This is a genomic window from Mesorhizobium sp. YIM 152430, from assembly GCF_029210365.1.
GTDB lineage: Bacteria > Pseudomonadota > Alphaproteobacteria > Rhizobiales > Rhizobiaceae > Aliihoeflea.
The window spans coordinates 102004-115508 of record NZ_JARGES010000015.1 but is presented as its reverse complement, the minus strand read 5'-3'; the positions used below and the strand labels follow the sequence as shown (position 1 = coordinate 115508).

Sequence of the window (13505 nt, the reverse complement as noted above, 5' to 3'; positions counted from 1 at the left end):
GAGGAACGATGACGCTGAGCCCTGAAGAGATCGCGCGCAAGAGCGCGGAGGCGATGTGGGCGCGCGATGACGCCTCCAAATGGCTCGGCATGAGCCTCGACGCTGTGGGTCCGGGGACGGCGACGACCTCCTTCACGGTCGAGCGGCATCACACCAATGGCCACGACATCTGCCATGGCGGCTACATCTTCACGCTGGCCGACAGCGCCTTCGCCTTCGCCTGCAATTCCTACAATCAACTCGTCGTCGCGCAGCACAATACGATCAGCTTCCTGCGGCCGGGCCGGCTCGGCGCGCGGCTGACGGCGAAGGCGCATGAGGTGACGCGGTCGGGGCGCAGCGGGCTCTACGACGTTCGCGTCACCGACGATACCGGCAAGGTGATCGCCGAGTTCCGCGGCGCCTCGCGCGCCATCGAGGGCAGGCATTTCGGGGAGGATGGACAATGAAGGATCTGACGCCACGCCGCGAGGACCTCGACCCGATCGAGATCGCCTCGCGCGACGAGATTGCGGCGCTTCAACTCACCCGTCTGAAATGGTCGCTGAAGCACGCCTATGACAACGTGCCGTTCTACAGGACGAGCTTCGATGCGGCGGGCGTCCATCCGTATGATTTGAACGACCTTGCCGACCTCGCCCGTTTTCCTTTCACGGTGAAGTCGGATCTACGCGACAATTATCCGTTCGGCATGTTCGCCGTCCCGCGCGAGAAGGTGGCACGCATCCATGCTTCGTCGGGCACGACCGGCAAGCCGACTGTCGTCGGCTATACGAAGAACGACATCGAAATCTGGGCGGAATGCGTCGCACGGTCGATGCGCGCGTCGGGCACGCGACCGGGCGACATCGTCCACATCGCCTATGGCTACGGGCTCTTCACCGGCGGGCTCGGCGCGCATTACGGCGCCGAACGGCTCGGCTGCACGGTGGTGCCGGTCTCGGGCGGCATGACGGCACGGCAGGTGACGCTGATCGAGGATTTCAGGGCCTCGACCATCATGGTCACGCCCTCCTACATGCTGTCGATCCTCGATGAATACCGCGCGCAGGGGTTGGACCCCCGGAAGAGCCCGTTGCAGGTCGGCATCTTCGGTGCGGAGCCCTGGACGAACGCCATGCGCTCGGAGATCGAGGAAGCGTTCGACATGCACGCGGTCGACATTTACGGGCTGTCGGAAGTGATGGGTCCGGGCGTCGCCAACGAATGCGTCGAGAGCAAGGACGGGCTGCACATCTGGGAGGATCATTTCTATCCCGAGATCATCGATCCGCAGACCGGCCAGCCGGTCGCCGATGGCGAGAAGGGCGAGCTCGCCTTCACCTCGCTGACCAAGGAAGCCTTCCCGATCATCCGCTACCGCACACGCGACCTGACGCGGCTTTTGCCCGGCACGGCGCGCTCGATGCGGCGCATGGAAAAGATCACCGGCCGCTCCGACGACATGATGATCCTGCGCGGTGTCAACGTGTTTCCGACGCAGATCGAGGAGCAGATCTTGAAAGTGCCGGGCCTCAGCCCGCATTTCCAGGTCGAGCTGGTGCGCGAGGGGCGGATGGACGAGATGGTCGTCCATGTGGAGGCGACGGCGGGAGCAGCTTCTGACGACGCGCGCAAGGCGAATGCCGCGAGCCTGCGCGACCTCATCAAGGACATCGTCGGCGTGACCGTTCGCGTCGATGTCGGCGCGCCGGAGACGATCGCGCGCAGCCAGGGCAAGGCGCAGCGCATCGTCGACAACCGGCCGAAGAACTGATGGCCCGCACCCGCGCCAAGGACTATGACGACAAGCGCCAGGCGATGCTGCACCATGCGGCGATCGTCTTTGCGCGCGACGGCTACGACCGCGCCTCGATGGCGCAGCTTGCCACCGAATGCGGGGTCTCCAAGGCGCTGCTCTACCACTATTATGCGTCAAAAGAGGCGCTGCTCTTCGACATCATCGAGAGCCATTTGCAGGATCTCGTCACGGCCGTCAGCGAGGCGGACGAACCGCAACTCGATCCCGAGCGGCGTCTCGAAGCCCTGGTTTCGGCGCTTCTCGAAGCCTATCGGGATGCCGATGCCGAGCACAAGGTTCAGATAACCGGGCTGCGGCTCCTGCCCGCCGAGGACCAGGAGAGGCTGAAAGCGCTCGAACGCGAACTCGTCGCGATCTTCGCCGAAGCGATCCGCACGCTTCACCCTGCGCTTTTCGATGGTCGGCCGCTGATCAAGCCGGTGACGATGAGTCTCTTCGGGATGCTCAACTGGTTCTATATGTGGTTCCGCGAGGGCGGGCCGGTCAGCCGCGCCGACTATGCAAGGCTTGCCACGCGAATTCTCGTCGGCGGCGTCAAATCGCTCTGACATCCTTGCAGGCGGCGTTGCGCCGTGCGAATGCGAAAAGATGGGCGTACATCACAATCCGGCGCAAAAGGCGCTCGAAAGCCTGATCGACCGGCTCCATGCCAGGGGCCGGCTGCGGGTCTGGTCGCTCGTCATCACCATGTTCGGCGACGCGGTGGTTCCGCGCGGCGGACAGGTGCCGCTCGGCGTGCTCCAGAACGTGATGGGCCGGTTGCGCATCGAGCCCGGAGCGTTGCGCACCGCGATGTCGCGCCTTGCCTCCGACCACTGGGTCATCCGCGAGCGGGAAGGGCGCAACTCGCACTACCGGCTTGCCGAGGAAGGCCGGCACGCCTTCGATCTGGCGACAAGGCGCATCTATTCCAGGGGACCGCCGGCCTGGAACGGCGCCTGGACGGTGGCGATCGCGCCGCCCAATGGCGAGACGGATGTTCTGGCCGATGCGACGGGGCTCGGTTTCGTGCGGATCAATGGCGGCGTCTATCTGCGGCCTGAAACCGAAGGCGCGATCGGGCTCGACGATGCGCTTGCCGGCGCGCTGATCGTGCATGGCGAAAGCGCCGAGCACCCCGAAGCGTTTCATGAACTCTGGCCCTCGCGCGAGATCGCCGAGGCGTATCGCACGCTGATAGCGACACTGATGCCGCTGCAAGCCGCGCTTGACGGAGGGGCGCGGCTTTCGGGCGTCGACGCGATGGCGGCGCGCATCCTCGTCATCCACAACTGGCGGCGCATCGTCCTGCGCGACCCCGGCCTGCCGATCGATCTCCTGCCGGCCGACTGGCCCGGCGAGGAGGCACGGGGAGGAGTCCGGCAAATCTACGGCGCGCTCTACGCGCCAAGCGAAGACTGGCTCGACGATGCCGGGCTGCCGTCGCCGCAAGGGCCGCAGCGCTTTGCGGGCGGCGCGTCCCTGCCGGCCCCTCAAGACCTCGTGTCCTGACGCGGGAATAAAGCTGCGCTATATCCGTTTGCGGGCCGTGAACCCTGGGAGCACAGCCATGACCGAATTCGACCCGAGCCGCCGGCGGACGCTGATGCGCCTGGGCCTTGCGGCCGGGGCCGTCTATTCGACGCCGGTCCTGATGTCGCTGGGACGGGCGCACGCATCGTCCGTGTCGTTCAGCGCACCGGTTCGCCGTGCGCGACCGGCACGGCGCGCCGCCCCGCCGCCGCCCCGCCCTGAAATCGTCGTCAGCGCGCCCGATGCCGCAGCCATCGCCGCCATCTCGGCTGAAGGTTACGACCTTCTCTCGCAGGCGAGCATCGCCGCGACGGCATCCGAACTCGCGCGCTTCGTGGTGCCTGCGAACCTCACCATCGAACAGGCGCGCCAGCAGATCGCCGGGCTGGTGCCGGCGGCGATCTTCGACGTCAATGCGATCTACCGGCCCGAGGAAATGCCGTGCGGGGAAGAGAGCTGCGCCGCCTTCGACCTGATCGGATGGAAAAGCGCCGCCCATGGCTGCCCAGCCGACACGGTGATCGGCATGGTCGACACCGGCGTCAATCGCGACCACGCCGCGCTGGCCGACGTGCCGATCGAGACGTTTCCGGTCATCGCCGACGGGCGCCAGCCGGGCGGCGCGGTTCACGGCACCGCGGTCGCCATCCTGATGGCTGGCCGGGCGGATACGCGCACGCCGGGGCTGCTTTCGGGCGCGCGGATCGTCGCCGCCGAGGCATTCCACAAGGATGCGAGCGGCAACGACGCGGCCGACACGTTCGACGTCGTGCGTGCGCTGGACGAGATGGTCACGCGCGACATTGGCGTCGTCAATCTGAGCTTCACCGGGCCGGACAATGCGGTGCTGAAGACCATCGTCGATGCGGCGCTCGCCAAGGACATGATCCTCGTCGCGGCGGCCGGCAATGCCGGGCCGAACGCCGATCCGCTCTTCCCCGCCGCCTATGAGGGCGTGGTCGCGGTGACGGCCGTCGACAGCCGGAGCCGGGTCTATCGCCGCGCCAATGCCGGCGATCACGTCGATTTCGCAGCACCCGGCGTCCAGCTGTGGACCGCCGCCTCGGTCAGCGGCGGGCGCTATCGCTCAGGCACATCCTATGCCGCGCCCTTCGTCTCGGCGGCGTTGGCGGCGGCGCGTGCTTCGACGCCGGACGCGAATTCCAAGGACCTCATCGATGCGCTTGCGCAAGGCGTGGTCGATCTGGGCGATCCGGGGCGCGACGCGACCTTCGGCTGGGGTCTCGTGCAGGCGCCCGACATCTGCAATGCCGCCGGCGCTGCGCCGGTCATTCCGGCCGGCGGTTAGTTTCTGACGAAATCGTCATGGAATAAAATGGCATCAGGGTCGTTCTGCCCATGTATCGAAGGGATGGAACGAAAAGGAGAACGACCATGGACCGATCCGACGCAAAGCTTTCCCGCCGCGCCATGCTGGCGAAACTCGGGCTTGCCGCAGGCGCAATCTACGCAGCGCCGGTCCTGCTGCAAATCGGCGAGGCCAAGGCGTCGAGCTTCAGCGGTCGCGGCCGTCCGCGCCGTCCGATCCGTGGTGACCGCCGCAGCTTTTCGCGGCGCAGCTTCTCACGCCGCTCCTTCAGCCGATAACGGATAGGCGGGCCGGCGCCCTGCCGGCCCGTCTATCGAGGATGTGATGCTCGTTCGTTTCGAAGAGACCGAAATCGTCGTCGATATCCCCGCCGCTGTCGAGTTTCAACAGGCGTTGCGGGCCGCGGCCTTCGACTGGTCGGTGACGGAGGTGGCGTCCGGCGAGCCGGTCAGCCGCGTCGTGCCGGCTGGTGGCCGGTATCTGCTGGAATCGCCAGGCCGCGAGCCGGTCGCGGCAAGTGCCGTCGAGGCGGTCTGCGGCCTGATCGTCGACGTCGCGGACGCGGCCATCGCGGAGGCACCGAACCGGCTCTGGCTGCATTGCGCAGCGGTGGAGTTCGGCGGGCGGCTGGTGATTTTTCCCAGCCATTCCCATGCCGGAAAGAGCACGCTGACGGCCCGGCTCGCGAGCGCAGGCCATACCGTTCTTGGAGACGACATCCTGCCCCTGAGCGACGACGACCGGCAGGGAATCGCGCTTGGCATCGCGCCGCGCCTGCGCCTGCCGCTGCCGGTGGGGGCCAGCGCCTCCTTCGGCCGGTTCGTGGCCGACAATACGGCCGCATCGGACGGCCGCTATCTCTATCTTGATGCCGATTGCGGCGCACTCGCACCGCGTGGCACATCACGCGAAATCGGCGCAGTCGTGCTTCTCGATCGACAGGATGAAATACAAGCGCGCTTTTCGCGGGCCACCGACAGCGAGACCTTGCAGACGCTGATCCGCCAGAATTTCACCGGCGACGACCAGGCTGCGCGGCAACTCGACCGGCTGCACTTGCTCGTCGCCGGGCTGCCCTGCCTCAAGCTCACCTACAGCGATCTGGAAGATGGGGTGTCGCTTCTGGAAAGCCGCTTCCGGCGATGGCCGATCGCGACCGACGATCTCAGCGTTTACCGGAGCGCGGCGACGGAGGCCGTGGCGGGCGACGCCGCAGACGGCTTCAGCGCCGATCGCCCGTTCCGGCAGGCCGACGGCATCGAACTGCGTCAGGTCGAGGGCGATCTTTTCCTTGCCGATGCGGATGGCGCGGGAATCTACCATCTCAATGCGATCGGCACCGGCATCTGGAACCTGCTTGCAGATCCGATTTCCGCGCGCGAGGCTGAGGCGATCTTGTGCGAGGCGTTTCCGGACGAGCCGGCCGCGCGAATCTCGCGCGACACGCGCGCGCTATTCGCGGAACTCGATGCGGCGGGCTTCATCCAGCGCGACGATCAATCCGCCATGTAGGCGAAGGCTCCGGTGGCGCTGACGGCGATGCGCGCGTCGCCGCTGGCGCGCATCTCGATGCGAACATAGGCCATGCGTTTTCCGTTCGAGAGCACGTCGACGCGGATGTCGACGTTGCCGGGCTTGAGCGGCCGGATGAAGTGCGTCGTCAGATCGACCGTCGTGCAGAGACGGAACCTGCCATTCAGCGCGGACAGCGTCATGACGGCCACCGTATCGGCGGCTGACGCCGTAGCCTGACCGCAGACGACGCCGCCGCCATGGACGAGTCGCGGGTTTGCGGGCATCATAAAGTCGCCGCCGGCCGCGTCGAAGGCGATCGCCTTCAGGTTCAATTCGCCGACCCACGGCGCGAACATCGTGCGCATCAGATGCTCCGCGTCCTCGATGCCAAAAGCCGTCATTACCCCTCCTGGAAAATATGTTACGAAAACTTGCCGTCATGCCGATTTTTTGTTACATATTGGAAATCGGATCGTAACGGATCACGGAGGAATTGCCATGTACAGCCAGGGCCTGATCGGCGCGAAAACCGAGACGACCGAGGACGAAGCCTTCCTCGCCGCCTTTCAGGCGCGCATCGACGCCGAGGAAAAGATCGAACCCAACGATCCGATGCCGGAAGGTTATCGGCGCACGCTGATCCGCCAGATCGGCCAGCACGCCCATTCCGAGATCGTCGGAATGCTGCCGGAGGGCAACTGGATCACCCGCGCGCCGTCGCTGAGGCGCAAGGCGGCGCTGCTCGCCAAGGTGCAGGACGAGGGCGGGCACGGCCTCTATCTCTATTCCGCCGCCGAAACGCTGGGCGTTTCCCGCGAGCAGATGACCGAGGAGCTTCTGTCGGGAAAAGCGAAATATTCCTCGATCTTCAACTATCCGACGCTGACCTGGGCCGATATCGGCGCCATCGGCTGGCTGGTCGACGGCGCGGCGATCATGAACCAGATTCCGCTTTGCCGCTGTTCCTACGGGCCCTATGCGCGCGCGATGATCCGCGTGTGCAAGGAGGAAAGCTTCCACCAGCGCCAGGGCTACGAGATCATGATGACGCTGGCGCAAGGTACGCCCGAGCAAAAGGAACTGGCGCAGGACGCGCTGAACCGCTGGTGGTGGCCGTCCCTGATGATGTTCGGGCCGCATGATGGCGACAGCCAGCATGGCGACCAGTCGATGGCCTGGAAGATCAAGCGTTTCACCAATGACGAACTGCGCCAGCAATTCGTCGATTCCACCGTTCCGCAAGCCGACTTCATCGGCCTGACGCTGCCCGACCCGGACCTGAAATGGAACGAGGAGCGCGGACACTATGATTTCGGCGCGATCGACTGGGACGAGTTCTGGCGCGTGGTCAAGGGTGGCGGCCCGATGAACAAGGAGCGCATCGCAGCGCGGAAGAAGGCTTGGGAAGACGGCGAATGGGTGCGCGAAGCCGCGCTCGCCCATGCCGAAAAGCGCAAGGCCCGCCGCGCGGCGGCCAAGATCGCAGCGGAGTGAGAGATATGGCGAAGAACGAAATCCCGCTCTGGGAAGTCTTCATCCGGCCGCGCAACGGCCTGTCGCACAAGCATTGCGGCTCGGTCCACGCGGCCGACGAGGTGATGGCGCTGAACGCGGCGCGCGATGTCTACACCCGGCGCGGCGAGGGCGTCTCGATCTGGGTCGTGCCGTCGGCGGCGATCACCGCCTCCGATCCCGAGCACAAGGACGAGAATTTCGAGCCGGCCGCCTCCAAGGTCTATCGTCATCCGACCTTTTACAAGATTCCCGACGAAGTGGGGCATATGTGATGGCGAACGACGCGCTTCTCGCCTTCGTCGTCCGGCTCGCCGACGACCACCTGATCCTCGGCCATCGCCTGTCGGAATGGTGCGGCCATGCGCCGATGCTGGAAGAGGACCTCGCCATGCCGAACATGGCGCTGGACCTCATCGGACAGGCGCGCGCGCTCTACCAGTATGCCGCCGAGATCGAAGGCAAGGGCCGCACGGAAGATGACTTCGCCTATCTGCGGCGCGAGCGGGAATACACCAACTGCCTGATGGTCGAGCGGCCGAATGGCGACTTCGCACACACCATGCTGCGTCAGCTTTATTTCGCCGCCTTCATGGAACCGTTGTGGCGCGCCATGGCGACATCGAAGGACGAGACGCTGGCCGGCATCGCCGCCAAGGCCGTCAAGGAAGTCGCCTACCACATCCGCCATGCGGGCGAATGGGTGATCCGGCTTGGCGACGGCACCGAGGAAAGCGCGGCGCGCATGAAGCAGGCGGTGGAGGAACTGGCGCCTTATGTCGATGAACTGTTCGATGCCGACGCGGTGACGCGGACGATGGTGGACGCAGGCATCGCGCCGGAGCCGGCAGCGCTGCGCCAATCCTTCGACCGGACGATCGCGACGATCTTTTCCGAGGCGTTCCTGGACATGCCGACCGCGCCGTTCGCCCAGCGCGGCGGGCGCGAAGGGAGGCACGGCGAGGCGATGGGCTTCCTGCTGGCCGACCTGCAATACATGCAGCGGACGTTTCCGGGGGCGGTGTGGTAGGCGCGATGCTTGCTGTCGACACCACCCTCGACCAGCGCCGCGCCTATGCAGCGGCGGCCGCCGTGCTCGATCCCGAAGTTCCCTGCGTGACCGTCGCCGATCTCGGCATCCTGCGCTCCGTCGAAATCATCGATGGCGTTGCCGTCGCCAGGGTCACGCCGACCTATTCGGGCTGCCCGGCCGTGCTGGCGATCGAACTCGCCGTCGAAGCCGCACTTCGCGATGCCGGATTCGATGCCCGCGTCGAGCGGGTGATCTCGCCGGCCTGGACGACGGACTGGATCACCGAGGAAGGCCGCGAGAAACTCAGCGCCTATGGTATCGCGCCGCCGGTGAACGGGTCGAACTCGATCCGCTCGCTTTTCGGCGAAACTGTCGTCGCCTGCCCGCAATGCGGCTCGAGCGAGACGACACGCGTCTCCGAATTCGGCTCGACCGCCTGCAAGGCGCTTTATCGCTGCACGTCGTGCCGCGAACCGTTCGACTATTTCAAATGCATCTGAGGTCCCGATGGCGCCGCATTTTCACGAATTGAAGGTTTCCGGCATCGAGCGGCAGACGCCCGATTCCGTCGCCGTCGCCTTCGACGTGCCCGACGAATTGCGCGAAATCTTCGCCTTCAAGCCGGGCCAGTATCTGACCCTCTCGACTGATATCGACGGCAAGGAAGCGCGCCGGTCCTATTCGATCTGTTCCGCCCCCGGCGACCCGCACTTGCGCGTCGGCGTCAAGCGGGTGGCGGATGGGCGCTTTTCCTCCTTCGTCAATGAGACGCTGTCCATCGGCGACGTGATCCGCGTCATGCCGCCGGAAGGCCGCTTTACCTCGCTTGTCGGCGAACGCCACGACTACATCCTGATCGCTGCCGGGTCGGGCATCACGCCGATGCTCTCCATCGCCCGCACGGTGCTCGGCCATGAGCCGGACAGCACCGTCACGCTGATCTATGGCAACCGCGCTTCCGACCAGATCATGTTCCTCGAAGAACTCGAAGACCTGAAGGACCGGCACATGCGCCGGTTCAGCCTGATCCATGTGCTCTCGCGCGAGACGCAGGACGTCGAGCTTCTGAACGGCCGCATCGATGGCGCGCGCATCCGCGAACTTGCCGCGCGCGGCGCGATCGACCCGCTGGCGGCGGACGGCATCTTTCTTTGCGGTCCCGGCGAGATGATCGACAGCGTTTCGGCGGAACTGACGGCGCTTGGCGTCGACGCCGACAAGGTGCGATTCGAGCGCTTCACGCCTTCCGGCGATGCGCCGAAGCCGCGCCCGCGCTCGGCCGAGGCCGAAAAGGCCGCGCAGGACGGCATCGCCATCGAGGTGGTGGTCGACGGCGTGCGGCGCTCGTTCGACATGATCGACCAGGACGCGACCGTGCTCGAGGCGGCGCACCGCAAGGGGCTCGAACTTCCCTATTCCTGCGCCAATGGCATGTGCTGCACCTGCCGCTGCCGGGTGGTGGAAGGCGAGGCGGAGATGGCCGTTAACTATTCGTTGCAGCCCTGGGAGATCGAAGCTGGCTTCACGCTTGCCTGCCAGACGCGCCCGACCTCGAAAAGACTGGTGCTGGATTTCGACGCGGCTTGAGATTATCGAGCGCCGGGTGAACTTTCGATGACGGATACGCGCTCTTCAAGACCCTCGATTCTGGCAAGCGATCCCTCGATCGCCGCCTGAAGATTTTTGAGCCCACCACCCAGTTCCATCTTAATGGTGATTTCCAGATCGTCCTTGAGTTCAGCATTCCGTCGTTCGACACGCTTGGGGAACTCATAGGTCTGCAGAGTCAGTGACCGCACATCAGACACTTCCTTTCGCAGGTGACGCGTCTCTTCGATCAGGCCCTGCAACTGCTTGCCCAAAAACTGTATGTTTACGGTATCCTGCGGCAAATTCGGCTCCTGGATAACTGTTGCCTCTATAATGGCAGCGAATTCCGGCCTTTTCTAGCTTGTCTAACGCCCCTCGCGAATCTGCGTCAGCGTCTTCGTCGGCGTGATCGCCTCGGGATCAAGCCGGATTTCGATGATCGCGGAGGTTCCGCTTGCCCGCGCGCGCTCATAGGCCGGGCCGAAATCCTCGGTGCGCTCGACCGTCTCGCCGTGGCCGCCATAGGCGCGGGCCAGCGCGGCGAAGTCCGGGTTCTTCATCGTCGTGCCGGAGACGCGGCCGGGGTAGTCGCGTTCCTGGTGCATCCGGATCGTGCCGTAGATGCCGTTGTTCAAAATGACGACGATGATCGGCCGGTCATACTGGATCGCGGTGGCGAATTCCTGGCCGTGCATCTGGAAATCGCCGTCACCGGCCCACACGACCACCTCGCGTTCGGGAAACAGCCCCTTGGCGGCGACGCCGGCGGGCACGCCGTAGCCCATCGAGCCCGATGTCGGGGCGGCCTGGCCGTTGAAGCGGCGGTAGCGGTGGAAGCGGTGCATCCAAGTGGCGAAATTGCCGGCGCCGTTGGCGACGATGACGTCTTCGGGCAGGTTCTCCTCCAGCCACGCCATGACCGGGCCCATCTTGACGGCGCCGGGGCCGTCGGTCGGCGGGGTCGACCAGTCGAGATAGCTCTGGTGGAGTTGTTCGGTGCGGTTCGCCCAGACGGGCGAGGCGTCGGGGCCGGTGCGCGAAAAGGCTTCGGCGAAGGCGGTGTTCGACGCGTTGATCGCCAGGTCCGGCCGGAAGACACGGCCGAGTTCTTCCGGGTCGGGGAAGATGTGGACGAGCTTCTGGTCGGGATAGGGGCTTTTCAGGAGCGTGTAGTCGGCCGACGGCATTTCCCCGAAGCGGCAGCCGACGAGAAGCACGACGTCGGCATCCTTGATGTAGCTGGCTAATTTCGGGTTCGCGCCGATGCCGATGTCACCGGCATAGCATTCGTGCAACTGGTCGCAGAGCGTCTGGCGGCGGAAGGAGCAGCCGACGGGCAGCTTCCATTTCGAAATGCCGGCGCAGATCTGCCTGACCGCCTCTTCGGTCCAGCGTGTGCCGCCGAGAACGAGGAATGGCCGCTCCGCACCCTCGAGCAATTCGACGAGGCGGTCCATTTCGGGCTGGCCCGGACGGGTCTCGACCGGTGTGAAAGGCAGCGGCTTGGGTGCCTCGGCCTCATCGGTCAGCATGTCCTCCGGCAGCGACACGACGACCGGACCCGGCCGGCCCGAGGTCGCGACCGCAAAGGCGCGGGTGACGAGTTCGGGGATGCGTCTGGCATCGTCGATCTCGACCACCCACTTGGCCATCGATCCGTAAAACGCCTTGTAGTCGACTTCCTGGAACGCCTCGCGCTCCTTGATGCCGCGGGCGATCTGGCCGACGAACAGGATCATCGGGTTGGAGTCCTGCTGGGCGATGTGGATTCCGGCCGACGCGTTGGTGGCGCCGGGGCCGCGCGTGACGAAGCAGATGCCTGGCCTGCCGGTCATTCGCCCTTCGCAATCGGCCATCATGGCCGCGCCGCCTTCCTGGCGGCAGACGATGTTCTCGATCTTCGAATCGTGAAGCGCGTCGAGGACGGCGAGGTAGCTTTCGCCAGGCACCGAATAGATGCGCTCGACGCCATTGGCTTCGAGTGCGTCGACAATCAGTTGTCCGCCAGTCCTCATCGTGCCTTCTCCTCGATTTCCTTCAGTATTTCTTCCGTGTGCTCGCCAAGCCGCGGCGAGGGGCGTTCATACACGCAGGGCGTCGCCGACATGACCATCGGCGCGCGCACCGAAGGCAGCTTGTTGCCGTGGCCGTCGTCGAGGTCCATGCGCATCCCGCGCGCGATGGTCTGCGGATCGGAAAAGCTTTCCGCGATGTTATTGATGGGGCTTGCCGGCACGGCGGCCGCGTCGAGCTTCGGCAACAGGTCGGCGCGGGTCCAGGTGGCGAGCGTCTCGATCATCGTCGCACGCAAGCGGTCACGATTGACGACGCGGGCGGGGTTGGTGGCGAAGTCCGGGTCGGCCGCCAGATGGTCGAGCCCGACGACCTTGCAGAAACGCTGGAACTGGCCGTCATTGCCGGCTGCAAGGATGAAGTGGCCATCCTTGCAGGGCAGCACCTCATAGGGCGCGATGTTCATATGGGCGTTGCCCATCTGCCTCGGTGGATTGCCGGAGACGAGATAGTTGAGGTTCTGGTTGCCAAGCACCGAGACCTGCGTGTCGAACAGCGCCATGTCGATATGCTGGCCTTCGCCGGTGGCCTCGGCGTGGCGCAAGGCGGCCTGGATGGCGATGACGGAATAGAGCCCGGTGAAGATGTCGGAGATCGCGACGCCCGCTTTTTGCGGCTCGCGGCCGGCCTCGCCGGTGATCGACATCATGCCGGACATGCCCTGGATGATGAAGTCGTAGCCCGCGCGTGGAGCATATGGCCCGTCCTGGCCGAAGCCGGTGATCGAGCAATAGACGAGGCGGGGATTGATCGCCTTCAGGCTCTCATAGTCGAGGCCGTATTTCTTAAGGCCCCCGAGCTTGAAATTCTCGATCATCACATCGGCGGTCGCGACCAGCCTGCGCACCTGTTCGGCGCCTTCCGGCGTCGAGAAGTCGATCGCGACGGAGCGCTTGCCGCGATTGGTGGAGTGATAGTAGGCCGCCGACAGATTGGCGCCGTCATGGCCCGTGACGAAGGGCGGCCCCCATTTGCGTGTGTCGTCGCCGCCGTCCGGGTTCTCGATCTTGATGACGTCGGCGCCGAGATCGGCGAGCATCTGTCCGGCCCACGGTCCGGCGAGAATGCGGGCGAGTTCGATGACGCGAACGCCCTTGAGCGGTGGCTGGGACATGGATTTGACGCGAAGCTCCCTCGTT

16 protein-coding genes are annotated in these 13505 nt (G+C 65.3%); 12 read left to right on the top strand and 4 right to left on the bottom strand.

The window, feature by feature from the left end; all coding sequences use genetic code 11:
• Positions 1-8 precede the first annotated feature (8 nt).
• The 7 genes from paaI (at position 9) to PZ895_RS01300 (ending at position 6155) form a co-directional block, all read left to right on the top strand.
• The gene (gene paaI / locus PZ895_RS01330) at positions 9-449 is read left to right on the top strand and encodes a hydroxyphenylacetyl-CoA thioesterase PaaI (protein ID WP_275837225.1); all 441 of its coding nucleotides are present in this window, start codon (positions 9-11) and stop codon (positions 447-449) included.
• Positions 446-1756 carry a phenylacetate--CoA ligase PaaK gene (gene paaK / locus PZ895_RS01325; protein WP_275837224.1) on the top strand — a complete coding sequence of 437 codons (1311 nt, stop codon included), beginning with the start codon at positions 446-448 and terminating at the stop codon, positions 1754-1756. The genes paaI and paaK overlap by 4 nt, the downstream gene beginning before the upstream one ends.
• Entirely contained in the window at positions 1756-2349 is a 594-nt protein-coding gene (locus tag PZ895_RS01320; protein ID WP_275837223.1) for a TetR/AcrR family transcriptional regulator, read from the top strand. Before paaK ends, PZ895_RS01320 begins: the two co-directional genes overlap by 1 nt.
• 40 nt (positions 2350-2389) lie before the next feature.
• Positions 2390-3292 carry a PaaX family transcriptional regulator C-terminal domain-containing protein gene (locus tag PZ895_RS01315; protein ID WP_275837222.1) on the top strand — a complete coding sequence of 301 codons (903 nt, stop codon included), beginning with the start codon at positions 2390-2392 and terminating at the stop codon, positions 3290-3292.
• 58 nt (positions 3293-3350) lie between these two features.
• Positions 3351-4622, top strand: coding sequence for a S8 family serine peptidase (locus PZ895_RS01310; protein ID WP_275837221.1), 1272 nt, complete (start codon positions 3351-3353; stop codon positions 4620-4622).
• Positions 4623-4708: 86 nt separating this feature from the next.
• The gene (locus PZ895_RS01305) at positions 4709-4921 is read left to right on the top strand and encodes a hypothetical protein (protein ID WP_275837220.1); all 213 of its coding nucleotides are present in this window, start codon (positions 4709-4711) and stop codon (positions 4919-4921) included.
• A 46-nt stretch (positions 4922-4967) separates the two neighbouring features.
• Complete coding sequence (locus PZ895_RS01300; protein WP_275837219.1) at positions 4968-6155, top strand: PqqD family peptide modification chaperone; 1188 nt, start codon at positions 4968-4970, stop codon at positions 6153-6155.
• On the opposite strand, the gene PZ895_RS01295 is transcribed toward PZ895_RS01300, so the two are convergent.
• A complete protein-coding gene (locus PZ895_RS01295) occupies positions 6140-6559 on the bottom strand; it encodes a PaaI family thioesterase (RefSeq protein WP_275837218.1) in 420 nt (139 codons plus the stop codon). The genes PZ895_RS01300 and PZ895_RS01295 overlap by 16 nt on opposite strands.
• Positions 6560-6656: 97 nt before the next feature.
• On the opposite strand from PZ895_RS01295, the gene paaA reads away from it, so the two are divergent.
• From paaA to paaE, 5 genes are read left to right on the top strand one after another with little or no spacing between them, the layout of a single operon-like run.
• Entirely contained in the window at positions 6657-7652 is a 996-nt protein-coding gene (gene paaA / locus PZ895_RS01290) for a 1,2-phenylacetyl-CoA epoxidase subunit PaaA (protein ID WP_275837217.1), read from the top strand.
• 5 nt (positions 7653-7657) lie between these two features.
• A complete protein-coding gene (gene paaB, locus PZ895_RS01285; protein WP_024588744.1) occupies positions 7658-7945 on the top strand; it encodes a 1,2-phenylacetyl-CoA epoxidase subunit PaaB in 288 nt (95 codons plus the stop codon).
• Complete coding sequence (paaC, locus tag PZ895_RS01280; RefSeq protein WP_275837216.1) at positions 7945-8700, top strand: 1,2-phenylacetyl-CoA epoxidase subunit PaaC; 756 nt, start codon at positions 7945-7947, stop codon at positions 8698-8700. Before paaB ends, paaC begins: the two co-directional genes overlap by 1 nt.
• Before the next feature lie 5 nt (positions 8701-8705).
• A complete protein-coding gene (gene paaD, locus PZ895_RS01275) occupies positions 8706-9203 on the top strand; it encodes a 1,2-phenylacetyl-CoA epoxidase subunit PaaD (RefSeq protein ID WP_275837215.1) in 498 nt (165 codons plus the stop codon).
• Between the two features lie 7 nt (positions 9204-9210).
• Positions 9211-10290 carry a 1,2-phenylacetyl-CoA epoxidase subunit PaaE gene (gene paaE, locus PZ895_RS01270; RefSeq protein WP_275837214.1) on the top strand — a complete coding sequence of 360 codons (1080 nt, stop codon included), beginning with the start codon at positions 9211-9213 and terminating at the stop codon, positions 10288-10290.
• A 2-nt stretch (positions 10291-10292) separates the two neighbouring features.
• Here the strand turns inward: paaE and PZ895_RS01265 are convergent, their stop codons facing one another.
• The 3 genes from PZ895_RS01265 to PZ895_RS01255 all read right to left on the bottom strand — a co-directional run bounded on the left by PZ895_RS01265 (position 10293) and on the right by PZ895_RS01255 (position 13480).
• On the bottom strand, positions 10293-10595 hold the full coding sequence (locus PZ895_RS01265; RefSeq protein WP_275837213.1) for a hypothetical protein: 303 nt from the start codon (positions 10593-10595) through the stop codon (positions 10293-10295).
• Positions 10596-10658: 63 nt separating this feature from the next.
• Positions 10659-12308 (bottom strand): thiamine pyrophosphate-binding protein, encoded by a 1650-nt coding sequence (locus tag PZ895_RS01260; RefSeq protein WP_275837212.1) that lies wholly within the window; start codon positions 12306-12308, stop codon positions 10659-10661.
• On the bottom strand, positions 12305-13480 hold the full coding sequence (locus tag PZ895_RS01255) for a CaiB/BaiF CoA-transferase family protein (RefSeq protein WP_275837211.1): 1176 nt from the start codon (positions 13478-13480) through the stop codon (positions 12305-12307). The genes PZ895_RS01260 and PZ895_RS01255 overlap by 4 nt, the downstream gene beginning before the upstream one ends.
• Between the last annotated feature and the right edge of the window lie 25 nt (positions 13481-13505).